This window comes from Streptomyces sp. NPDC098781 (assembly GCF_044759995.1).
Classification (GTDB): Bacteria; Actinomycetota; Actinomycetes; order Streptomycetales; family Streptomycetaceae; genus Streptomyces.
Genome location: NZ_JBIWAK010000003.1, coordinates 194,040 through 217,862, shown reverse-complemented (window position 1 = coordinate 217,862; position 23,823 = coordinate 194,040). Strand labels below are relative to the sequence as shown.

Below are 23,823 nucleotides of genomic sequence, written 5' to 3'. Positions count from 1 at the left end.
CCGCCAACGAGCCTTGCGAAGGTTGCCCATGGACACCCCGGATATACCGGACATCCCGGCCCGCCCGACGACGATCATCGCCCACCCGACGACGGCCACGGCCCGCCCGACGACGATCACCGCCCGCTTCGACGCGGTCGCCACCGCGCACGCCGACCAAGTCGCGCTCCAGGACCGCACCGAGATCGTCACCTACGTCGAGCTGCGGCGGCGGGCCGAGGCGCTGGCGGCGTCGTTCGACCGCGACCTGGCGCCGGAGACCCGGGTCGCGCTGTACCTTCCGCGCTCCGTCGACCTGATCGTCGCGATGCTGGCGGTGCTGAAGGCCGGCGGGACGTATGTGCCGGTCTCGCCGGAGTACCCGGCCGAGCGTGTTCGCCTGCTGCTGGCGGACAGCGGCGCGTCGCTGGTCCTCACCTCCGACGCGCTCCGGCACGACCCGGCGCTGGCCGGGCTGGCCACGGTCGCAGTCGCGGTCGACCATCCGCCAAGGGACGCGACGCCGACGCCGCGCGCCTTCGCGAGCGGAGCCGCCGGTCCGCTGTCGGCCGCATACGTCATGTACACCTCGGGCTCGACGGGACGACCCAAGGGTGTCGTCGTCACCCACCAGGGCGTGCTGAACCTGGTGCTGGACCAGGACTACGTCGCCTTCGGCCCGGACCGGACCGTGCTTCAGATGTCGCCCACGGCCTTCGACGCCTCGACGTTCGAGATCTGGGGTGCGCTGCTGCACGGGGCCCGGCTCGTGGTCGCCGCGCCGAGCTATCAGGCCGTCGACGAACTCGGCCTGACAATCAAGGAGTTCGGCGTCAGCACCCTGTTCCTGACGCCGGCGCTGTTCCACGAGCTGGTCCGCGGCCGTACCGAGGTCTTCGACGGCCTGGCCGAGCTGGTGGTCGGCGGCGATGTGCTGTCCCCGGCGCGCGGGGCGCGGTTCCTGGAGTACGCCGCCCGGACCGGGGGACCGAGGCTGGTCAACGGGTACGGCCCCACCGAGACGACCACGTTCGCGCTGACCCACCAGGTCCGCAGCGCGCCCGCCGAGGGCGGCTCGGTCCCGATCGGCACCCCGCTGCGCAACGTCCGGGTGCACTTGCTGGACGACCGGCTGCGGCCGGTCGGGCCCGGCGAGGTCGGTGCCATCTGGATCGCCGGCGACGGGGTGTCCCGCGGCTACCTGGGCCGGCCCGGCCAGACCGCGCGCAGCTTCCTTCCCGAGCCCGAGCCGGCCCCGCCGGGCGCCCGGATGTACCGCTCCGGTGACCTGGGCCGCCTGTCACCCGACGGGACCGTCGAGTTCCTGGGCCGCCAGGACGACCAGGTCAAGATCCGTGGCTTCCGCGTCGAGCCCCGGGAGACCGAGCACGCGCTGCTGTCTCTGGCCGATGTCGCCGACGCCGCGGTCCTGGTGGTCTCCGACGCGGACGGCGCCAAGCGCCTGTCGGCGTTCGCCGTGCCGCGCTCCGGAACCGGGCTGACGGCGGAGCGGATCAGGACGCTGCTGGCAGACGTCCTGCCCGCGCACCAGATCCCGGCCAAGGTCGCGTTGCTGGACGCGTTGCCGCTGAGCCCGTCGGGGAAGATCGACCGCACTGCCCTGGCCGGAGGCACCGAGCCGGGGCAGTCCGCCGCTCCCGGCGCGGCCGCCTCCGGTCCGACGACGGATCAGCGGCTGCTCGCCGAGATCTGGGCCGAGGTCCTGGACGTGCCCGAAGTGGGGCTGGACGACGACTTCTTCGGCCTGGGCGGCGACTCCATCCTGGCGATCCGGGCGATCGCGGACGCCGAGGTCCGCGGTCTGGAGATCTCGCTGACCGACATGTTCGCCACGCCGACCGTCAGGGATCTCTGTCCGGGCTCGGGCGGTGCCGGCGACAGCGGCCCGGCGACCAACAGCACCGCAGATGACACGACCATCGACGGCGGCCGGCGCGACAACATCGCCGCTGACGGCCTCGCCGCCGGCGCCCCCGAGACGCCCGGCATCGCCGAATCGGCCCACGCCGACGCCGCCGAGAGGCCCGCCGCCGAAACGCCCGACGCCGCCGAAGCCGCTACAGCCATCGAGCCGTCCGACGACCTACCCGCCGACATCGCCCGCGCCTATCCCGCGACGCTCCTGCAACTCGGCCTGGTCTACGAGGCCGCCGGCAGCTCGGACGAGTCGCTCTACCACGACGTGGCCGCGTACCGCGTCGAGACCGCTCTGGACCCGGAGGCGCTGCGGACCGCGCTGCACCACGTCGCCGCCGCGCATCCGACGCTGCGCACCCGCCTGGATCTGGCCGACCCGGCCGGTCCGCGCCAGCTCGTCGAACGCGAACCGCGGCTGCCGCTGACCGTGCTCGACTGGCGCGACCACGACGGCGCCACGCTCACCGCGGCGTTGGAGGAGCTGGCCGCCGAGGCGGGCCGGCCCTTCGACGTCGAGGCCGGACCCATGATGCGGGTGTACGCGGCAGCGGTCGACGACACGTCCTTCTGGCTCGTCCACGGCTTCCACCACGCGATCATCGACGGCTGGAGCGAGTCCGTCTTCCTGGTCGACCTGCTCGCCGCCTATGCCCGCGCCCGCGACGGCGCCCCGCCGCCAGAGCGCCCCGCGTGGGCCGACGGCGGACGGCATGCCGAGTTCGCCCGGCTCCAGGCCGCCGCCATGGAGTCGGAGGACACCCGCGAGTTCTGGCGCGGACGCCTGGCGCGGATCGGCTCGGACTCCCCGCCCCCGGCGCAGCCGCACTTCCGGAGCGTCGAGCGGGTCCGGGTCGGCGCGGATCTGCCCGTCGGCCTGCGCCCCCGGCTCGAAGCGGTCGCGGCCGAGCTCCGCCTCCCGGTGAAGTCCCTGGTGCTGGCCGCCCACCTCGCGGCGCTCGGCCGACACCGTGACACCGCGCGGCCGGTGACCGGGATCGTGCTCAACGGCCGTCCGGAGACCGCCGACAGCGATCGGCTGATGGGCCTGTTCCTCAACGTCATGCCGCTGGACGCGGACCTGGACGCGCCGAGCTGGGCGGTGCTGGCCCGCAGGCTCTTCGAGGCCGAGACGGCGATACTCCCGCACCGGCGCTACCCGTATCCCGCGCTGCGCCAGATGGCCGGGCGGCCGCTGTTCGACACCGTCCTCAACTACGCCCACTTCCATGTCCGCAACCGGCTCGCCGACACCGGCCTGCGGGTCGGCGATTCCCGCATGTGGGACAAGTCCAGCCAACCCCTGCTGGTCGAGGTGATCGCCGACGCGGCGTCCCGCGAGCTGAGGCTGGACCTGGCCGGCGACGCCGGCGTCTGGGACCAGGCCGAGCTGACCCGCTTGTGGGGTCACCACCACGACGCCCTGGTCGCGCTGGTCGCCGATCCGTCCGGCGCGGTGCTGCCCGCCGGGTCCGAGGACGGCGTGCCGCTGACGCCGATGCAGCGGTCGATCTGGACCCAGCAGCACATCACCGGCGACCCGACGCTGTACCGGGAGCACATCGGCTACGAGATCCGAGGACCGGTGGACGCCGACGACCTCGGCCGTGCCGTGGAACGCGCGCTCGCCGAACACCCGGGCACCGGCGCGACGCTGGCCCTCGACGGCGGCGTCCCGGCGCTGTTGCCGGGCCGGCACACCATCAGGGTCGAGCACGTGCTCTGTGACGGTCCGCCGGACCCGGTCCGTCTCACCGCCCTGGTCGAGGAGCAGATCGAGGCCGGAGTCCGGGTGCCCGACGGACCGCTGTTCCGCTGTGTGCTGATCACCGTGAGCCGCGAGCGGCACCTGCTGCTCTTCGTCTGGCACCACCTGGTGATGGACGGGTTCTCCTTGCGCGTCCTGCTCGACGACGTCGCCGCGCACTTCGCCGATCCGGCCCGCGGACCACGGGAGCCGGGTGTGAGCCTGGCCGAGGTGCACCGCCGCCATCTCGCGCACGCCGCAGACCCCGAGGTCGACGACCGAGCCGCGGCCCTGGCCGAGCGTTACTCCGGTCTCGACCCGGTGCCGCTGGGCGCCCGGGTCGACGGCGCCGGGCGGGCCGAGGTCGTCGTCATCTCCGACCGGCGCGGCCGGCTGCCCGGCCTGCGCGCGGCGGCGCGGGCGGCCCGGGTGACCGAGCCGGCGGTGCTGGCCACCGCCTATCAGCGCGCCGTCGGGGAAGTGCTGGGCCTGCGCGAGTTCCTGATGGGGTGTGTGGTCGCCGGGCACACCGCCGAGGACGAGGAGCGCGTGGTGTCCTGTCTGCTGAACACCGTCCTGATGCACGGTAGTGGAGCGGCCGAGACGGAAGCCGCCGACGCCGCGGAGCTTATGACGACCGCCAAACGCCTCGTGGGCGCGGTCACGGACCAGGACATCCCGTTCTCGGCGGTGGCGAACCGCCTGCTCCAGGACGTGCGGCCGAGGCCGCGCCAGTTCCCGCAGCTGTACCTGAGCATGGACGCGCTGACCCCGCTGGACCTGCCCGGCCTGGACTGCGCGGAGTACGTGATCCGGCTGCCGCAGCCCAAGTTCGACGCGGCGCTCATCGTGCACTACGGCGAGGCCGGGGTCCGCGGCATGTTCCAGTACCACACCTCGGTCCTGCCCGCCGCCGTCGCGCACGACCTCGTCGACTCCTTCCTCGATCACCTCGCCGACCTGTGCCGGGAGCATCCATGAACAGTCCTGACTCGGACCGTCACGTCACCACATCGGAGAACGAAAAGACCCGGGACGGCAGGGATTTGATTCGATGAGGAATCTGCTCACCACCGAACAGTCCGCGGGGCGGCAGCGGTTCCACGCCTTCGCCGCCGACGCGATCCGACCCCGGGCGGCGGAGGCGGACGCCCGGCAGGCGCTGTCCCGTGACGTCATCAAGGCGTTGGCGGCCGAGGGACTGCTGTCCGCGATGATCCCGGGCCCCGGCGGCGAACCGGCCCTCGATGCGGTCGAGTACGGACTGTTCACCGAAGAGATCGGCTGGGCCTGCCAGAACGTCCGCAACTTCGTCGCCGTGTCGGACATGGTGGCGCACTCCGTGTGGCGGTGGGGCACCGACGCCCAGCGTGCCCGCTGGCTCGCACCGATCGCCGCCGGCGAGGTGATCGCCGCGTTCGCGCTCACCGAGCCCGACGTCGGCAGCGACGCCAAGAGCGTCACGACCACGGCGGAGCCGGCGGGCGACGAGATCGTGCTGCGCGGCCGCAAGAAATGGATCAGCTTCGGCGCGATCGCCGACGTGTTCCTGGTGTTCGCGCAGTACGACGGGAAGCACACCGCGTTCCTGGTGGAGCGTGATGCGCCGGGCCTGGACATCAGCCCGATCGTGGACCTTCTGGGACTGCGCGGCTCACAGCTGGCGGAGCTGACGTTCACCGGCTGCCGCATCCCGGCCGCGAACCTGGTCGGCCGGCCGGGGACCGGTCTGACCTTCGTCGCGTCGTCCGCCTTGGACGTGGGGCGGTACAGCACCGCCTGGGGCTCGGTCGGTCTGGCGCGCGCCTGCGCCGAGGATTCCGCGGCCTATGCGACCCGGCGCTCGCAGGGCGGCGGGCCGATCCGGGACCACCAGCTCGTCCAGGCGATGCTCACGGACATGCACGTCGACACCACAGCGGCCCGGCTGCTGTGCCACCGCGCCGGCCTGGCCCGCGCGGCCCGCGATCCCGAGGCCATCAACCAGACCCTGGCGGCGAAGTACTTCGCGTCCAGGGCGGCGATGCGGGCGGCCACGGACGCCGTGCAGATCCACGGCGCCGTCGGCATCGGGAGCGAGGCTGCGGTCCAGCGCCATCTGAGGGACGCCAAGGTGATGGAGATCATCGAGGGCACCAGCCAGCTCCTCCAGTCCATCCTGGGCGCCGCCGCGACCGGGGCGGGCTTGTGATGCCCCGTGAAGAAGGGAGGCCGACACCATGACAGGGGATGACCACAACCACATGAGCATGCGAACGATCGGCGTCGTCGGCGCCGGAACCATCGGGCGCGGCGTCGCGCACACCTTCGCCGAGCACGGCTTCGACGTCGTCCTGGCGGACATCTCGGAAGCGCAGCTCGCCGACGCTCGCAAGTCGATCGCCGACCTCCAGCGCCTTCAGCGGTTGTACACCCAGCGCGAGACGGTCGCCGACCCGGCCGCCGTGCTCGACCGCATCACCTTCGACACCGGTCTGGAGCTGCTGGAGCGCGCGGACTTCGTGGTGGAGAACGTCACCGAGGACTGGGACGTCAAGCACGACGTCTACCTCCGCCTCGACCGGATCTGCAAGCCGGACGCCCTGTTCGCGGTCAACACCTCGGCGATCTCGATCACCAGGGTCGCCGCCGCGACCGGGCGTGCGGAACGGGTGCTGGGGATGCACTTCATGAATCCGGTCCCGCTGATGCCCATGGTGGAGGTGATCAAGGGGTTCCACACCTCCGAACAGACCATGGCCGCGGGCCTGGAACTGCTGGGCCGGATCGGCAAGGAGGGCGTGGTGGTGGCCGACCTCCCGGGCTTCATCACCAACCGGGTCCTGATGCTGACCGTGAACGAGGCCGTGTTCTGCGTCCAGGATCAGGTCGCCACGGCGAAGGACGTGGACCGGATCTTCAAGGGCTGCTTCGGCCACAAGATGGGTCCGCTGGAGACCGGCGACCTGATCGGCCTGGACACCATCCTCAACTCTCTGACGGTGCTCTTCGAAAGCTACCGGGATCCCAAGTACCGACCGGCTCCGCTGCTTCAGAAGATGGTCCACGCCGGGCTGTTGGGCGTGAAGAGCGGCCGAGGGTTCTACGAGTACGCACGCTGAGACGCCCGATCTGTCCCGCAAGGAGGCCTACATGTCGCGCAACGACGTCATCGCCCGTATCCGCACCTTCCTCGCCCCGCACATGGGCGAGCACGTCCTGGCCGACGAGGAGGACATCTTCGCGGCCGGCATCGTCAATTCGCTCTTCGCCATGCAGCTCGTCGTGTTCATCGAGGGGGAGTTCCAGGTGACGGTGGCGCCCGAAGACCTGGACATCGACCGCTTCCGGTCGATCTCGGCGATCGCGGATCTGGTGCTGGCGAAGACCGGTGCCGTACGCCATGCCTGAGGCGAACCTGATCCTGCCGACGCCGTTGCCGGTGGCGCTCGCACCGGAGATCGCGCGCCGGGTCCACTTCGTGGACTCGCGGATCTCCGACTTCTCGCTGGTGGAGCAGGACGGGCTGATCACGTCGATCGAGGTGAGGACCGACACCGCGGTCGACGTGGAAGAGCTCGCGGCGCGTGCCGCCGCGGTCGTCGAATCCGAGGTGCTGCCGCACGGGGTGCTCCGGCAGAAGGTCATCTGGGAGTCGGGCGTACGGCGCCCGGCGCGCCCCGAGGTGTTCGACGATCTGGTCGTCGCGGGCGAGGCCTGCTCGCTCGGCGAGGGTCAGGTCGGCATCGGCGGCAACCTGCTCGCCCTCATGGACTGCCTGGACGACCTGATCCGGGACCTCGTCGTCGGGGAGTTCGGGGCCGTGGAGTTCCGGTATCCGACCCTGATACCCACCCGCGTTCTCGAGAAGTGCGACTACTTCGCGTCCTTCCCGCAGTTCCTGATGTTCGTGACGAGGCTGCACAGCGACTCACGCACCTACGGAGCGTTCCGCGAGTCCTACGCGGCGCGCCGCCGGGTGTCGGCCGACATCCTGGCCGACTGCGACAACGTCGACTACTGCCTCCCGCCCACGATGTGCTTCCACACCTTCAGCCAGTACGAGGGGACACGACTGCCCGGCTCGGGAGACGGGGTCGTCACAGCCAAGGGGAAGTCCTTCCGCTTCGAATCGCGTTACGCGACGACGCTGGAACGCCTGTGGGACTTCACGATCCGCGAGATCGTCTTCATGGGCACCCGCGACTTCGTCACCGAATCCCGCCGCCGCTTCATGGACCTGGCCTTCGAGCTCATCACCGACCTGGGCCTCGAAGGCCACGCCGAGGTGGCCAACGACCCGTTCTTCGCCGCCGAGGACGGGATCGCGAAGACCGTGTCCCAGCGGCTTCTGGAGCTGAAGTACGAACTGAGACTCAAAACCGGCCCCGACCGAACCGTCGCGGCCGCCTCCTTCAACTTCCACGACAAGTTCTTCACCGAGCGCTTCGACATCCGCGAACCCGACGGCGCCACGGCCCACAGCGGCTGCGTCGGCTTCGGCCTCGAACGGCTGATGTTCGCCTTCCTGTGTCAGCACGGCACTGATCCGACGGCGTGGCCGGACCGCGTGCGCGAGCGGCTGGGCGGGGCGAGGCCTTCGCCGAGGGGCCGGTGACCGTGGGGCGCCGTTGAGTCCGGGGCACGTTCCCTCGCGTCGTCCCAAAACCGCGCGCACGATGCGACCGGGGCCGCCCGATCAGGGCATCCCCGGCCGAGAGCCCGGCCGTAGCGCCCCGCCGACTCCTTCCGTACTCTCCCGCAGCACCAACCGATGCGCCACCACAAGATCCTGAGGCGACCGCACACCCGTCGAAGCGGCGTCCGCCGACGCGGACCCCGCGGCCTCGTCCATCCGGCGCTGGAGGAGTGCCACGGCGACCTGGGCGACCGCGGCCTTGTCCGGGGCGACCGTGCTGAGCGTGGGGACGCTGAAGCGCCCGGCCTCCACGTCGTCGAAGCCGACGACGGCGACGTCCTCCGGAACCCGGATGCCGTGTTCGTGCAGGGCGCGCAGCGCGCCCAGCGCCAACTGGTCGTTGAGGCACAGCAGGGCGTCCGGGCGGGCGCCCGCGCTCAGTGCACGGGCCACCGCCTCGGCGCCGTCGGGCATCCGGAAGGACTCGACGGCGAGGAGGGCGGCCGGGTCGTAGGCGATGCCGGCCTCCGCGAGGGCGGCGCGGTAGCCGCGGGTACGGGCCTCGGCGGTGCCCAGGCCCGCGTCGTCGCGTCCGCCGATGACCAGGATGGAGCGACGGCCGAGGCCGAGCAGGTGTTCGGTCGCCTCCCGCGCGGCCTTCTCGTTGTCGATGGCGACGTGGTCGGCGCCTTCCTCCAGCAGTTCGCCGATCAGCACAGTGGGCGGGGAACCCGCACGGTCGCGCAGGTCGTCGGGGGAGAGGGCGAGCGGGCTGAGGATGACGCCGTCGACGAAACTGGAGCCGAACCCCGTCAGCGCCGCCAGCTCGTGCTCGCGATCCGCGCCGGTCTGGTGGATCAGCACCGTCAGGGAGCGCCGCTCCGCCTCGCGGATGACGTGCCGGGCGAGTTCGGCGAAGTACGGGACGTCCAGTTCGGGGATGACGAGGGCGATGATGCCGGTGCGGCCCTGGCGCAGATGCCGGCCGGCCAGGTTCACCTTGTAGCCGAGTTCCTCGATCGCGTCGCGGACGGCGCGTCTGGTCCGGTCGGAGACGTGCGTGTAGTCATTGATGACGTTGGAGACCGTCTTCTCCGACACGCCCGCGAGCCGCGCGACGTCCTTGATCCTGGGTCGTGCCACCGGAACCTCCCTGCCCCTCAGCGCTGCTGAGTTTATGTCCCGGCAGGTCGCGGACCCGCAGCGAGTCGTCCCTGCCCGTCGGCCCTCGTTCTCCACCTGCGATTCGCCCCTGCCCGTGGGCCTTCGTTCTCCACCTGCGAGTCGACCTCCTGCCCGTGGGCCCTCGTTCTCCGGCAGCGAGTCGTCCCTGCCCGTGGGCCTTCGTTCTCCGGCAGCGAGTCGTCCCTGCCCGTCGGCCCTCGTTCTCCGGCCGTGCCTCCTGGCTCTTTACAGCCAATGTACATCGATGTAAAAACTAGCCATCGCATCGGCCCGACCGGTGCGCCCCCGCCTGACCCAGGCGGTGGACCACCCTCCCCGTGGGCGGTCCACCGTCGGTCCGGCATGCGTGTCCGGCCGTCGGAAGGTCCGCGATGTTCACCCGCTTCTCCGCCTCACCACCAGCGCCCGCACCGGGCGCGGCACCTGGTCTCACCCGCCGCCGACTGCTCGGGCACGGCACGGCCGCCGCAGGTGCGCTGCTCGCCGCCGGCCCGCTGACCGGCTGCGCCTCACCGGCCGCCGCCGACGCCTCGGCGCTCAGCGTCTGGGACCTGTTCCAGGGCGGCGACGGCATGCTGATGGACGACATGATCAAGGCCGTCTCCCAGGGCCCGCAGGGCTTCGAGGTGGAACGGACGATCCTGGACTGGGGCCCGTCGTACTACACCAAGCTGGCCATGTCGGCCGCCGGCGGCCGGGCCTCCGACGTGGCGATCCTGCACCTGTCCCGGCTGGCCGGCTACGCGCCCGGCGGCCTCCTCGACCCCTTCGACCTGGACCTGCTCGCCGAATTCGGCGTCACCCAGAAGGACTTCGCACCGGCCGTCTGGAGGCGGACGCAGCACGACAGGACCGTCTACGCCATCCCGCTCGACGTCCACCCCTTCATCGTCTTCTACGACAAGGAGGCCGCCGACAAGGCAGGCCTCCTCGACTCCTCCGGTGAACTCGCCCCGATGGGCTCCCCGGAGGCCCTGCTCGACGCCGGCAAGGCACTCGCCGAGGCGACCGGGCAGAAGGGCATCCTGTTCGGCCACGTCACCGACACGGCCCAGACCTGGCGGCAGTTCGCCGCCTTCTACGCCCAGACCGGCGCCGCCTTCACCCTGCCGGACGGCGGGCCGCCGCAGATCGACGTCGACGCCGCCGTCCGCGTGGTCACCTTCATGCAGCAGCTGTTCGACGGCCGCACCAACCCCAACAACCTGGACTACAACGGCGCGATGGCCGGCTTCATAGGCGGCCGCGGCGGCATGATCATGCTCGGCGAGTGGGAGCTGCCGACGCTGAAGAAGTCCGGCATCCCGCTGGGCGCCGCCCCCTTCCCCCAGGTCTTCGACCAGCCCGGCGTCTACACGGACAGCCACAGCTTCGTCCTCCCGCATCAGGACAACCCCGATCCGGCGAGGCGCCGCCAGGCCCACCGGTACGTCGCCGAGATGGTCAAGCAGAGCCTCACCTGGGCCACCGCCGGTCACCTCCCCGCGTACCAGCCCGTGCTCGCGGAACCGGAATACGCCGCCCTCGACCCGCAGTCCTCCTACGCGGACGCCGGAGAGGTAGCGGTGCTCGACCCGCCGAACTGGTTCGCCGGCGCCGCCTCGAACTTCCAGAACCGGATGTGCCAGCCCCTCCAGGCGGCACTGCTCGGCAACACCTCCGCAGAGAAGGCGGTCCGCCAGATGGTCCGCGAGGCGGACACGCTGCTCCGGCAGCCCAACCCGGTGGCCTGACGAGCAGAAGGAGTGACCCACGTGACCACCACCGCACCCCCCGGCACCGACACCGTGACCGGCCCGGCCGCAGACCGCCCCGCAGGCCTGCGCCGGATCGGCCTCAAGGGCAGCCGGACGACCCAGGGCCCCGGGCTCGTCTTCGTGCTGCCGTTCCTGCTCGTCTTCGCCCTGTTCCTGGTGTGGCCCATCGTGCACGGGCTCTGGATGAGCTTCACCGACAGCTCACTCGCGCTGCGCGACACCGCCTTCGTCGGCTTCGACAACTACGCCGAGGCGTTCGGCGATCCGGACGTCTGGAGCAGCCTCGGCAACACGGTCGTCTTCACCGCCATCTCCAGCGTTCCGCTGGTGCTGATCGCACTGGCGATGGCCCTGCTGGTGCACAGCGGCCTCGCCGGGCAGTGGGCGTGGCGGCTGGCCTTCTTCGCCCCCTACCTGCTGCCCGTCACCGTGGTGACACTCATCTGGACCTGGCTCTACCAGCCCGAACTCGGCTTCGCCAACCAGCTCCTGGACACCCTCGGTATGGCGCCCGTCGGCTGGCTCTCCGACGAAGCCGTCGCGATGTGGGCGATCGCCGCCCTCACCGTCTGGTGGACGGTCGGCTTCAACTTCCTGCTCTACCTCGCCGCGCTCCAGTCCCTGCCCTCGACCTACTACGAGGCGGCGGCGCTGGACGGCGCCGGCGCCTGGCGGCGGCTGTGGTCCATCACCCTGCCCCAACTGCGCCGGACCACCGCGCTGGTCGCGATGCTCCAGATCCTCGCCTCGCTCAAGGTGTTCGACCAGATCTACATCCTCACCAAGGGCGGCCCCAACGGCTCGACCCGCCCGGTCCTGGAATACGTCTACGACGTCGGCTTCACCGGCTACCGGCTCGGCTACGCCTCCGCGGTCTCCTACCTCTTCTTCGCCCTCGTCATCGTCGTGTCGCTCGTGCAACTGCGCCTCTTCCGCCAGGAGGACTGACCGTGTCCGCCACCGCAACACCCCTCCGTCCGCGGCGCCGTCCTCTCTTGGCCGCTCCCGGACCCTCCCTCGTCCTCGGCCACGGCCGGCTGCCGCGCGTCCTGGCCGGCACCGCCCTGGCCGTCCTGGCGGCCGTCTGGCTGCTGCCGTTCGTCTGGGCGGTCGCCACCTCGGTGCAGAGCGAGCAGGACGCGGCCTCACCGGGCCTGTCCCCGATCAAGGGCGCCTTCACCACCGAGGCGTACCGGCAGATCCTGGAACGCGGCAACGTCACCGTCTGGGCCTTCAACAGCTTCCTCATCGCCGGCCTGGTCACCCTGATCACGGTCGCCGTCTCCACGCTGGCCGCCTACGGCTTCTCGCGCGGCACCTTCCGCGGCCGGCGGGCCCTGCTCGCCGTCACCGTCGCCGCGATCCTGGTGCCGCCGCAGTTGCTCGTCGTACCGCTCTTCGAACAGATGCTGCTGTTCAACCTCGTGGACACCTACGCGGCGGTCATCCTGCCGCAGGTCGTCGCGCCCATGATGGTCTTCATCCTCAAGCGCTTCTTCGACGGCATCCCCCGTGAACTGGAGGACGCGGCACGGATGGACGGGGCTTCGGAGTTCCGGGTGTTCCTGTCGATCGTGCTGCCCCTGTCGCGCCCGATCGTCGCCGCCGTCGCGATCTTCGTCTTCATCGGGGCGTGGAACAACTTCATGTGGCCGTTCATCGTCACCAACGACCCCGACCTGATGACGCTCCCCGTCGGCCTGGCCACCGTGAAGGACGCCTTCGGCATCCAGTACGCCCAGTCCATGGCGTCCGCGCTGCTGGCCGCGCTGCCCCTGATCGTGGTGTTCCTCTTCTTCCAGCGCCGCATCGTCGACTCCGTCGCCACCACCGGCCTCGGCGGCTCCTGACCTCACCCCCTCGCCGTACTCACAGGCCCGCGTCACCTCGCGGGCCCCCGATCGACTGGAGCATGTGTGCCCACCCCCTCCGTACCGCGCCCGGAGTACCCGCGACCGCAGTTCGTGCGGCGCGACTGGCTCAACCTGAACGGCGCCTGGCAGTTCGAGACCGACCGAGGGGACAGCGGGCTCGAACGCGGCCTGCTCGGCCGCGCACTGCGCGACGAGATCCTCGTCCCCTTCCCGCCCGAGTCCGAGCTCTCCGGCATCGGCGACACGGACTTCCTTGAGGCCGTCTGGTACCGACGCGCCCTCACCCTGCCCGCCGAATGGGCCGGTCGCCGCGTCCTGCTGCACTTCGGAGCCGTCGACCACGACACCACCGTGTGGGCCGACGGCCGCGAGGTCGCCCGGCACCGCGGCGGCTTCACCCCCTTCACCGCCGACCTCGGCGACATCGCGGGCAGGGGTGAGGAGGTCGTCCTCACCGTCCGGGCCCGCGACCCCAGGTCCGGACCCCAGGCCCGCGGCAAGCAGGCGATCCAGTACGCCAACCACGACTGCAACTACACGCGGGTGACCGGCATCTGGCAGACCGTCTGGTTGGAGCCCGTCCCCGAGCTGCACCTGCGCCGCCCCCGCATCACCCCCGACCTCGCGGGCTCCGCCTTCCACCTGGAGCTCCCGATCTCCGGCAACCGCCCCGGCCACCGGGTACGGGCCGTCCTCAGCGACGCCGACGGCGAGGTGAGCCGCGCCGAGGCGCGGGCCGACCTGGACCTGGCCCCGCGCCTGCACCTGCCCGTCCCCGACGACCGGTGCCGCGAGTGGAGCCCGCAGGACCCGCACCTGTACGACCTGCGCCTTGAACTCCTCGACGCGAACGGGCAGATCGTCGACACCGCCGAGAGCTACGCCGGTCTGCGCGCCGTCGGCCTGCGCGGCAAGGCCGTCCTGCTCAACGGGCGCCCCGTCTTCCAGCGGCTGGTGCTGGACCAGGGCTGGTACCCGGACGGGCTGATGACCGCCCCGACCGACGATGGTCTGGTGCGCGACATCGAACTGGCCATGGCGGCCGGCTTCAACGGAGCCCGGCTCCACCAGAAGGTGTTCGAGGAGCGCTTCCTCTACCACGCCGACCGCCTCGGCTACCTGGTCTGGGGCGAGTTCGGCGACTGGGGCTGCGAGGTCGGCGGCTCCTCGGGCGACAACCAGCGGCCCCACGCCTCGTACGTCGCCCAGTGGCTGGAGGCCGTCGAACGGGACTACTCCCATCCCTCGATCATCGGCTGGTGCCCGCTCAACGAGACATACCAGAAGCTCCACGACCGCATCACCCAGCTCGACGACGTCACCCGGGCGATGTTCCTGGCCACGAAGGCGATGGACACCACCCGCCCGGTGATCGACGCCTCCGGCTACTCCCACCGCGTCGCCGAGACCGACATCTACGACTCACACCACTACGAGCAGGACCCGGCAGCCTTCCGTGAGCTGATGTCGGGGCTGGCGAAGGACGACCCCTTCGTCAACGCCCATGAAAGCGGCGTCCCTTACTCGCTGCCGTACGGCGGTCAGCCGTACTTCGTCAGTGAGTTCGGCGGCATCTGGTGGGACCCCGAGGCGGCCGCCGCCCAGTCCGGCGAGGACCGCACGAAGTCCTGGGGCTACGGCGAACGCGTCCGCGACGAGGAGGAGTTCCACGCCCGCTTCGCCGGGCTCACCGGCGTACTGCTCGAGGACCGTGACATGTTCGGCTACTGCTACACCCAGCTGACCGACGTCTTCCAGGAACGCAACGGCATCTACCGCTTCGACCGCGGCACGAAGCTCGACATCGACCGCGTCCGCGCCGCACAGCGGCGTCCGGCGGCGATCGAGCGCACGGACGACTGAACACCGGGACGACTGACCACTGGTGGGAATTGATGCCGTAGAGACGGGTGCGCTTTCCGTCAATTCCTGGTGCGGGAAATCCGCGGACGGTAGTGAAGTTACCCACAGGTTTCTCGTGACTTATTTCACGCTTCTCAGTAGAACTCGTTTCCATTGTGTGAATGGAAGGAGATCTACATGGACTCTAGACCCCCTAGCACGCAGGAAGGAAGAAATCTTTCCCGTCGTCGCTTCATTGCTGGAACAGGTTCTATTTTTGGTGCCGCCGCACTGGGTGCGATCGACCTTCCGCACGCCGCCGCGCTCCCGCAACAGGCCGAGGTGATCGAACCCGGCGCACAGGTCACCGCACTCGTCATAGGCACCGGATACGGCGGTTCCGTCACCGCACTGCGGCTCGCCCGGGCCGGCGTCGACGTCCACATGGTGGAGATGGGCATGGCCTGGGACACCCCGGGATCCGACGGCAAGATCTTCGCCAACACCACCACCCCCGACTACCGGTCCTTCTGGCTCCGCACCCGCACCAAGCAGCCCCTCAGCAATTTCCTCGGCTTCCCGATCGACAAGGACGTGCCCCGGTACACGGGCATCCTGGACGCCGAGGAGATGGGCGGCATCGTGGTGTACCAGGGGCGGGGAGTCGGGGGTGGCTCCCTCGTCAACGGCGGCATGGCCGTGACACCCGAGCGCAGCCGCTTCCCCGCGGTGCTCCCGTCCGTCGACGCCGACGAGATGTACGACGTCTACTACCCGCGGGCCAACAGCACCCTCGGCGTCACCACGATCGATCCGGCCTGGTTCGAGACCGCGGAGGCCTACAAGTACGCGCGTGTCGGCCGCAAACACGCCCAACGCTCCGGCTTCCGCTTCATGTTCGTCCCCAACGTCTACGACTGGGACTACATGAAGCAGGAGGCCACGGGGGCGGTGACCAAGTCGGCGCTGGCCGGCGAGATCCTCTACGGCAACAACCACGGCAAGAAGTCCCTGCCCAAGACCTATCTCGCGCAGGCCCGCGCCACCGGGCGGGTCACCATCTCACCCCTGCACCGGGTCACCACGGTGACGCCCGCCGCCGGCGGCTACTCCGTCACCATCGAGCAACTGGACACCGGCGGAGCCGTCACCACCACCAAGACCGTACGGGCGCAAAGGGTGTTCTTCGCCGCGGGCAGCGTCGGCACCAGCAAGCTCCTGGTCCGGCTGAAGGCGACCGGCGCGCTGCCCGGCCTCAACGGCGAGGTCGGCAACGGCTGGGGCGAGAACGGCAACGTCATGTGCGGCCGGGCCAACCACCTGTGGGACCCGACCGGAGCGCTCCAGTCGTCCATCCCGACGGCGGGCATCGACAACTGGGCGGCGGGCGGAGCGTTCGCCGAGGTGGCGCCGCTGCCGACCGGAATCGAGACCTGGGCGTCGTTCTACCTGTCCATCACCAAGAATCCGCACCGCGGCCGGTTCACCTGGAACGCGGCGACGGGGAAGGTGGAGCTCGACTGGCAGACCGCGTGGAAACAACCGTCGATCACCATGGCGAAAACGATCTTCGACAAGATCAACGCCACCGAGGGAACCATCTACCGCACCGACCTGTTCGGCATCTACAAGATCTGGGGCGACCACCTCACGTACCACCCGCTGGGTGGAGCCGTCCTCGACAAGGCCACTGACAACTACGGTCGCCTGCACGGCCATCCGGGCCTGTACGTGATGGACGGCGCGCTGATCCCCGGCAACGTCAGCGTCAACCCCTTCGTCACCATCACCGCGCTCGCCGAGCGCAACATCGAGAAGATCATCGCCGAGGACTTCTGACAGTCGCCGCGTCCCTCGGCACGCCGTGCGAACTACTGTGGGCCGTGGCCGACACGCGCCCCGGCCCGCAGCCCTAGGCCCGCCTCATCAGGACCCCTGCGACGACGGCAGCACACACACGCTGTCGAGCCCCAGCACATGATTGAGGCGTCCGAACGCCAGCCACGAGCCGATGCTCATGCTCAGCTCCACGATCTCCGCCTGGCTGTAGTGCGCCTTCATTCGTCCCCAGAACGCGTCGTCCAGGTTGTGATGGTCGACCGCGTAACGCTCCGCGTACTCGGCGGCCAGCCGCGTCCGCGCGTCGAAGGAGTCCGTCGTACGCCACTGCGTGACCGCGTCCAGGAACCCCTCCTCGACCTTCTCCCCGTCCCGTTCGGTGCGCCAGTCCAGACAGAACAGGCATCCGTTGATCTGCGCGATACGCAGTCGGGCCGCCTCGAACTCGCGCAGTCCGAGGGTCGTGTACTGATAGACGGACAAGGAGAAGTTGCTGGCCGCCCGGCCGATCTCGGGGACCAGGTCGCCCCAGACGTACGGGATGGGCTCGGCGCCCGGCGGGATGTCGATCTGCATGATCACTTCTTTCCCAGTCTGCCCACCGCGGGGCGCAGCGGGACGTCGAGTGCGTCGTAGAGACCCGGTCCGGCCTCCACGAGCCAGTCGATCGCGTTCACCAGACGGCCGGCCGCCGTCGCGTTGCCGCCGGCGGCCCGGTTCTCTCCCTCGTCCGTGGCCTCGACGGTGACCTCGATACGGGGGCGGCCTTCGATGATCACTCGGTGCGCGCCCGCTCCGCCGTCCGGCGGTGCCGGCCAGTCCGCGGCGCAGGTGGCGTGGATACGGGTGATGTGCTCGACGACGATGCGCGGCTCGCCCGCCACCACGCCCTGCACCTCCAGCCGCACCGCGCCCTGGGTGCCGGCCGCGAACTCGCCCATCGTCTCGGTGACGACGGACGTTTCGAGAGGGCGGCGTTCCAAGGTCTCCTCGATACCGTCCAGTTCGACGCCCAGGGCCCGCGCCATCATCCGCAGCTGTCCGCCCCAGATCATCGTCGGGATGCCCTCGGCGAGCATCAGCGGTTGGTAGTCCAGCGGATGCCCCATACCGATCAGGTCGCGTACGGCCTCCTCCTGGTCGTACGTGGAGTAGTCGAAGATCTCCTGGCACCGGACCGCGTCGATCTCCGAGCCCAGCCCGCTGACCAGCAGCGGGAGCACGTCGTTGGCCCAGCCGGGGTCCACACCCGACACGAACAGCGAGCCGCCCCCGGCCCGCGCCGCCTCGGCCAGGACGTCTCGGATGTCGTCGGGGGCGTTCGTGCAGTCGTACATGCCGTACACGGAGGGCGTGACGACCACCGCGCCGGCGCGGAGCGCGCGGCCGATGTCCTCGATCGCGCCGTCCGGGCGGACGTCACCGGACGCCGCGTACACGACCGCGCGCGGGCCCGCGGACAGAGCGGACAGAACCGCGTCCACGTCGTCCGTCGCCGCCACCCCGAGGCGCCGGCCGAGATCGCCGAGTTCGCCCGCGTCCCTGCCGACCTTGGCGGGACTCGACACCAGCACGGCCACAAGGCTGAGCATCGGATGCGCCACGACAGCCCTGATGGCCGCACGCCCGACGTTGCCTGTGCCCCAAACAACCGTGGGAATCATGGGCGGAGGGTAACGATGCACCCCAAAACTTCCCATAGCCGTGCACGAGGAATGCCGTGGCATGAGCGGACGGGCGGCGCGGGTGGTCCACGGCGTGACATGACATAGATCACGCCAGATCACGGCCCGATCTTGGAATGCGCGCTGTCCCGGCACTGCTGCACTGTTCATGGGCTCGCCCTGTGTGGGGGTGCGCTGGGCAACGGTGCTCGACGCGGCCGGCCGAGGTGGGTGTCCCCACGACCTCGGCCTTCTCTGCTCCCTCGTCCCCGGACCGCTGTCTTCGAAAGGTTCTTCCGCACCATGCCTCTGGCTCTGTTGGCCCTGGCTGTCGTCGCCTTCGGCATCGGCACGACCGAGTTCGCCACGATGGGGCTGCTGCCCCAGATCGCCGACGGGATCGGGGTGTCGGTACCCCAGGCCGGCAACCTCGTGTCGGCCTACGCGCTCGGTGTCGTCGTCGGTGCCCCGGTGCTGACCGGCATCGGTGCACGCGTACCGCACAAGAAGCTGCTGCTGCTGTTGTCGGGACTGTTCGTGATAGGCAACATCGCCTCCGCGCTCGCCCCGAACTTCGGCCTGCTGTTCGCCGCGCGCTTCCTGGCCGGACTGCCGCACGGCGCCCTGTTCGGCGTCGGCGCCGTCGTCGCGTCCCGGCTGGTCGCCCCCGACCGGGCGGCACGCGCCGTGTCGAAGATGTTCCTCGGTCTTACGGTGGCGAACATCATCGGCGTCCCCGCCGGCACCGCGCTCGGCCAGCAGTTCGGCTGGCGCTCCGCCTACGGCGCCGTGGCCGTCATCGGGCTCGTTGCCCTCGCCGCGCTGGCCGCGTTCGTTCCGCACCAGCCGCGCGGACAGCAGTCCGGCATCCGGCACGAGGTGCGGGCCATGCGCAACCGGCAGGTCGTGATCGGCCTGGCCACGGCGGTGGTCGGGTTCGGCGGCTTCTTCGCCGTCTACAGCTACCTCGTGCCGATGCTGACGAACCTGACCGGCATCTCGGACACCTCGACCACCCTGGTCCTCGCGCTGTACGGCGTCGGCATGACGGCCGGCACGCTCATCGCCGGCCCCCTCACGGACCGCGCCCTGCGCCCGACGCTCTACGCCGGACTCGCCCTGCTCGCGGCCGGGCTGGTGACGTTCTACTTCACCGTCCACAGCACCGTTCCGGCCCTGGTCACCGTCACCTTCATCGGCGCCATGGGTGCCCTCATCACCACCCCCGTCCAGATGCTGCTGATGGCGAAGGCCAAGAACGCCCCGACGATGGCCGCCGCCTCCAACCACTCCGCCTTCAACCTGGCCAACGCGGGCGGCGCCTGGCTCGGCGGACTGGCCATATCGGCCGGCTGGGGCTGGGCCTCACCGAATCTCGTCGGCGCCGCCCTCGCCGTGGCGGGCCTCGCCCTGGCCGTCACGGGCGGCCTCATGGACCGGGGTGGCCGAGGTTCCGAGAGCTCCGAAGTGATCACGTCGTCCGCCTCGGACCCGTTGCCGGAGGCGGCACCCAGCACCTCGGCCCAGGGGTGACCACTGCCCTCGCGGCGAAGGTGGCCTGTGTGAGACACACAGGCCACCGGATCGGGTCGCCCCTCTTCGGTCGTCGAGGAGTCGAGGCGGGGACTCACGCAGCGGGGAAGTCGTCCTGCGACCTGACGCGCTCGCGAATCCAGACTCCCGCGGGCTTCAGCGGCGAGGTGCCGGTCCAGGGGCCGGACCTGTCGCACGTCCCGGTCTTGAAAACGGCCCCGGTGCGGTTGTCGTCGGAGAAGTTCCAGTTCGTCCAGCTGATCTTCTTCGACGCCATGAGGTCGAGGTAGCGCTGCGACATGGCGAAGTCGTTGCTGCCCTCGCCGGCGTAGTTCTGGGTGCCGAACTCGGTGACGAACACCGGGAGCTTGTCGGCCGCGCGGGAGAGGGTCGCCAAGTACTCGTCGCGGTGCGAGTACGCGTAGAAGTGGAAGGTGTACATGATGTTGGACGCCCTGACCGGGTTGTTCACCACCTCCGACTCGTCGGCGCCCTCCGAGACCCCGAACGAGGACCACGCGCGGGTGCCTACCAGCACGGGAGCGTCGGAGTCGATGCCGCGGATGGTCGGGATGATCTGCTCCGCGTAGCTCTTGATCCGCGACCAGCTCACGCCGCTGGGCTCGTTGGCGATCTCGTAGAGGATGTTGTTCTTGTTCTTGTTCCGGTTGGCGATGTCGGTGAAGAACTGACGGGCCTTGCTCAGGTTGGCGTGGGGGTCGCCGGGAGTGAGCATGTGCCAGTCGACGATCACGTACATACCGCGGTCGGTCGCCTGCTGGATGAGGGAGTTCGCGAGGTTGGTGAAGTGCTGGGGGTTCGTCTCGTAGCCGCCCTCCTGCACATAGGTGGAGACGCGCAGGACGTCGGCCTTCCAGTCGCCGGCCAGGGCGTCGAGCGAACCGCCGGTCAGGCAGTGCGGATACCACTGGGTGCCATGGGTGCTCATGCCCCGTAGCTGGATGGGGTTCCCGCGGCTGTTGCACAGCTTGGTGCCACAGACCTTCAGCTGTCCGTTGGCGGAGACCGGCGTGGCGGCCGCGGCACGCTGATGGGCGGTGCTCGCCTGAGCCGAGCCGGTCGGGAGGACGCCGAGGAGCAGCAGCAGGACGCTGCCGAGCACGGTGGCCACCGCACCCTGCCGTAACGACGGAAGGGAAGCCTTCATTCTGCTCATATGAACCTCGTTCACGTGAGTGATTGATAGGAAACTTTCCTATTGGAGGGAAGCAGAGGCTCTCTGGGCCCACAAGAGGCCTGTCGCCATCCACACTCGTGCGGGCATTCACAGGGAGGCGGTTCACCTATGTGACCGGGCCGCGCATCAGGCAGGGGCTTCCGTGGCGCGAGCGCACATGTTCCGCTTTGTCCTCTGGCCAACGCGCGTAGACCGGGCCACTATTCATCCGGCACATCTGAACCACCTGCACAGCCGCCCCACAGGAACCGTGGCCCACCGCAGGAAGGTCCCCACATGAAGGTCACCAAGACCTTGAAGCTCCGCTCGGTCCTGACCGCTCTCGCCCTCTGCGTCGCCCCCGGCGCCGTCGTCATCGGCACCGCCGGCGAGGCGTCCGCCGCCACCAAGATCAGTCACGCCACCGCGACATCGATGTTCCGGCAGGTCGGCATCACCTGGTCGTCGTCAGGTGGCTGCTCCGACCGCAACAACCCGACCTGTACGTCCTTCGAGCAGCTCAACCTGGCCACCGCACAAGGCGCGCAGACCCTCAAGAGCGCCAGTGGCTGCGCCCTGAACATCACGGGCGGCACCGAGACCGGACACGCCTCCGGCACGTACTCGCACTGGAACGGCTACAAGCTCGACTACAGCAAGTACACCTGCCTCGGGAACTACATCAAGAACAACTTCACCTACATCGGCCCGCGCGGTGACGGTGCTCTCCAGTGGCGTTCCGGCTCGGGCAACATCTACGCCGACGAGGGGAACCACTGGGACGTCCTCTACTACAACTGCGGTGGCTGCTGACGGACGGCCAGGTCACTCCGCAGCCGTCAAGGCCTCCAGAGCGCTGGCCTGAGTGCGCCAGTCCGACGGGTTGGGAGCGGCGCCGGACCAGCGCTGGCCCAGGCGGTTGAGGGAGTCCCGGTCGTCGGCCCAGACCGAATCGGCCTGCCTGCCGGCGTACCCCCGGTAGGCGGCCGATCCGGTGGCGTCCGCCAGATCAGCCAGGTTGCGCATGAAGATGCCCTTGAACTGCTTCTGGTTGTCGTCGCAGGTGCCGGCTCCGATGTCGCAGGACTCGGTCAGGACGCCGTCACGTGTGAGGACCGGCGAGGAGATCGCGGCGTCGGCGAGGCGCGTGGCCGTGTCCAGGTAGCGGGCGCTGCCGGTGGATCGCCACAGTTGGGTGAAGGCGCCGATCGCCAGGCCCTGGTTGTAACTCCACACCGTCTGCCCGTTGTTGGCACATCCGCTGGTAAGCCCGTCGTTGACCAGACCCGCCGAGTTGATCATCCCGCTGGCGAGGTACCAGTCGGCCGCCGTGAGCGCCCGGCCGCCCCACACGGTGTCGCCACCGACGCGCTGGTGCAGTGACGTGGCGAGCCACAGATACAGCCCGTTGGTCACGGCGTTCTTGTACGTGCGTTCCCGGTCCCACCACACCCCGCCACCGCAGGTGCCGGGATCCCAGAACTCGTGGACGTAGTCGGTGATGATGACAGCCTCGTCCAGATAGCGGCGCTCGCCGGTGTGGTCGTACGCCCTGATCCAGGCCATCGCCCACCAGGCCGCGTCATCGACGGCGCGGCTGATGAAGTGGCCCTCGACCGCATCCGAACTGCGAACGCCGGCCGGGAAGACGCCACGGTTCTGCTCGAAGGTGCGAGCGATCACCCAGTCGTAGTCGCGCCGACCGGTCCGCTCGGCGAATTCGACGATCGAGGTCAGCGCGACGGCCGAGTTCCACCAACTGCTCCGCCACCAGCCCTCGTTGGTCTGGTACGACGCCACCAGCGCGTCCGCCGCCCCGCGCGCCCGGGTCGGCGCGGGCCTCGCCCAGTCCGTACAACTGCCCTCCTGATGGGCGGCCTCACGGCCGCAGGCGCGGACCGCCCCGCCGTACAACAGGCCGCGCGGGTCCTTGGTGGCGAACATCGCGGTCCTGGTCGAGGCAGCCCCGGACGGCACGCTCCGGCGGCCGAGGGAGGAGCCCTCGGGCCAGCTCGCGCCGGCGTCCCAGGAGCGGTCGAGCCAGATCTCGTCGCCCGCGCCGCCGCTCTCGATCACGCCCCAGGCCATGCCGTTGCGGTGGTCGACGTGCAGGCTGATGCTGCGGCCGAAGAGAGTGGTCGAGGGGACCGGGGTGTCGTCGCCGGACGCGGCGGCGGCGTCGGCGCCGTCGCAGGACGTTCCGTCGCAGACCTGCGGGTACACCCAGTCGGTACAGGAGACGCCACCGGCGTCGCCGCAGGCACGGATCCAGCCGCGCCGGTGCCCGACCGGGTCGGAGATGTTGTACATGAGGGTGCGGGTGCCGGTCCAGGTGTCGGGGATGCTCGCCCTGCCGAGCAGCGGCTCCCAGGTGGCGCCACGGTCCCAGGACCGGTCGAGCCAGACCGAGTCACCGCGCACTCCGTCGTCGATGCTCGCCCAGGCCATGTTGTCGGGGTCGGAGACGTGCAGTCGCAGCACGCGACCGTTGATGTTCCGCTCCGGCACCGGGAACGTGTCCTGCTGCGCCCTCGCCGGGTCCAGGGTGTCGCAGGCCAGCGCGCAGACCACCGGCGCCGCCTGCGAGGGGGTGGGCAGGGCGACCAGCCCGGCCAGGCTGAGCGCCAGGACCAGGAGGCCGTTCCATATGCGGTGTCCGCGTGCTGACATGAC

The 23,823-nt window shown here is 70.1% G+C and carries 17 protein-coding genes; 12 read left to right on the top strand and 5 right to left on the bottom strand.

Going from position 1 to position 23,823, the window contains the following annotated elements:
• Positions 1–28: 28 nt before the first annotated feature.
• From ACIQWG_RS12845 to ACIQWG_RS12825, 5 genes are all read left to right on the top strand, one after another.
• Entirely contained in the window at positions 29–4,642 is a 4,614-nt protein-coding gene (locus ACIQWG_RS12845; protein ID WP_404094005.1) for an amino acid adenylation domain-containing protein, read from the top strand.
• A gap of 73 nt (positions 4,643–4,715) precedes the next feature.
• A complete protein-coding gene (locus ACIQWG_RS12840) occupies positions 4,716–5,852 on the top strand; it encodes an acyl-CoA dehydrogenase family protein (RefSeq protein WP_404094002.1) in 1,137 nt (378 codons plus the stop codon).
• A 52-nt stretch (positions 5,853–5,904) separates the two neighbouring features.
• Positions 5,905–6,762: a 3-hydroxyacyl-CoA dehydrogenase family protein gene (locus ACIQWG_RS12835; protein ID WP_404094000.1), complete on the top strand. Its 858-nt coding sequence runs from the start codon at positions 5,905–5,907 to the stop codon at positions 6,760–6,762.
• Positions 6,763–6,793: 31 nt separating this feature from the next.
• A complete protein-coding gene (locus tag ACIQWG_RS12830) occupies positions 6,794–7,051 on the top strand; it encodes an acyl carrier protein (RefSeq protein WP_404093997.1) in 258 nt (85 codons plus the stop codon).
• The gene (locus ACIQWG_RS12825) at positions 7,044–8,258 is read left to right on the top strand and encodes a hypothetical protein (protein WP_404093994.1); all 1,215 of its coding nucleotides are present in this window, start codon (positions 7,044–7,046) and stop codon (positions 8,256–8,258) included. Before ACIQWG_RS12830 ends, ACIQWG_RS12825 begins: the two co-directional genes overlap by 8 nt.
• An 81-nt stretch (positions 8,259–8,339) precedes the next feature.
• On the opposite strand, the gene ACIQWG_RS12820 is transcribed toward ACIQWG_RS12825, so the two are convergent.
• Complete coding sequence (locus tag ACIQWG_RS12820) at positions 8,340–9,422, bottom strand: LacI family DNA-binding transcriptional regulator (protein ID WP_404093992.1); 1,083 nt, start codon at positions 9,420–9,422, stop codon at positions 8,340–8,342.
• Between the two features lie 413 nt (positions 9,423–9,835).
• Between ACIQWG_RS12820 and ACIQWG_RS12815 the strand changes: the two genes are divergently transcribed.
• The 5 genes from ACIQWG_RS12815 to ACIQWG_RS12795 all read left to right on the top strand — a co-directional run bounded on the left by ACIQWG_RS12815 (position 9,836) and on the right by ACIQWG_RS12795 (position 16,776).
• Positions 9,836–11,197: an extracellular solute-binding protein gene (locus tag ACIQWG_RS12815; RefSeq protein WP_404093989.1), complete on the top strand. Its 1,362-nt coding sequence runs from the start codon at positions 9,836–9,838 to the stop codon at positions 11,195–11,197.
• Between the two features lie 21 nt (positions 11,198–11,218).
• Positions 11,219–12,169 (top strand): carbohydrate ABC transporter permease, encoded by a 951-nt coding sequence (locus tag ACIQWG_RS12810; RefSeq protein ID WP_404093986.1) that lies wholly within the window; start codon positions 11,219–11,221, stop codon positions 12,167–12,169.
• A 2-nt stretch (positions 12,170–12,171) separates the two neighbouring features.
• On the top strand, positions 12,172–13,071 hold the full coding sequence (locus ACIQWG_RS12805; RefSeq protein ID WP_404093983.1) for a carbohydrate ABC transporter permease: 900 nt from the start codon (positions 12,172–12,174) through the stop codon (positions 13,069–13,071).
• A 66-nt stretch (positions 13,072–13,137) separates the two neighbouring features.
• The gene (locus tag ACIQWG_RS12800; RefSeq protein WP_404093980.1) at positions 13,138–14,958 is read left to right on the top strand and encodes a glycoside hydrolase family 2 protein; all 1,821 of its coding nucleotides are present in this window, start codon (positions 13,138–13,140) and stop codon (positions 14,956–14,958) included.
• Positions 14,959–15,135: 177 nt separating this feature from the next.
• Positions 15,136–16,776, top strand: a complete 1,641-nt coding sequence (locus tag ACIQWG_RS12795) for a GMC oxidoreductase (RefSeq protein WP_404093978.1) — start codon at positions 15,136–15,138, stop codon at positions 16,774–16,776.
• Between the two features lie 87 nt (positions 16,777–16,863).
• Here ACIQWG_RS12795 and ACIQWG_RS12790 read toward each other — a convergent pair whose 3' ends face one another.
• Together ACIQWG_RS12790 and ACIQWG_RS12785 are read right to left on the bottom strand one after the other, a co-directional pair.
• Positions 16,864–17,352, bottom strand: coding sequence for a carboxymuconolactone decarboxylase family protein (locus tag ACIQWG_RS12790; protein ID WP_404093975.1), 489 nt, complete (start codon positions 17,350–17,352; stop codon positions 16,864–16,866).
• A gap of 2 nt (positions 17,353–17,354) precedes the next feature.
• A complete protein-coding gene (locus ACIQWG_RS12785) occupies positions 17,355–18,440 on the bottom strand; it encodes a dihydrodipicolinate reductase (RefSeq protein ID WP_404093973.1) in 1,086 nt (361 codons plus the stop codon).
• A 303-nt stretch (positions 18,441–18,743) separates the two neighbouring features.
• On the opposite strand from ACIQWG_RS12785, the gene ACIQWG_RS12780 reads away from it, so the two are divergent.
• On the top strand, positions 18,744–19,973 hold the full coding sequence (locus ACIQWG_RS12780) for an MFS transporter (protein ID WP_404093970.1): 1,230 nt from the start codon (positions 18,744–18,746) through the stop codon (positions 19,971–19,973).
• A 94-nt stretch (positions 19,974–20,067) separates the two neighbouring features.
• Here ACIQWG_RS12780 and ACIQWG_RS12775 read toward each other — a convergent pair whose 3' ends face one another.
• On the bottom strand, positions 20,068–21,141 hold the full coding sequence (locus ACIQWG_RS12775) for a glycoside hydrolase family 5 protein (RefSeq protein WP_404095815.1): 1,074 nt from the start codon (positions 21,139–21,141) through the stop codon (positions 20,068–20,070).
• A gap of 306 nt (positions 21,142–21,447) precedes the next feature.
• Between ACIQWG_RS12775 and ACIQWG_RS12770 the strand changes: the two genes are divergently transcribed.
• Positions 21,448–21,963, top strand: coding sequence for a hypothetical protein (locus ACIQWG_RS12770; protein WP_404093969.1), 516 nt, complete (start codon positions 21,448–21,450; stop codon positions 21,961–21,963).
• Between the two features lie 12 nt (positions 21,964–21,975).
• Here the strand turns inward: ACIQWG_RS12770 and ACIQWG_RS12765 are convergent, their stop codons facing one another.
• Positions 21,976–23,820: a glycoside hydrolase family 76 protein gene (locus ACIQWG_RS12765; protein WP_404093967.1), complete on the bottom strand. Its 1,845-nt coding sequence runs from the start codon at positions 23,818–23,820 to the stop codon at positions 21,976–21,978.
• Positions 23,821–23,823 lie beyond the last annotated feature (3 nt).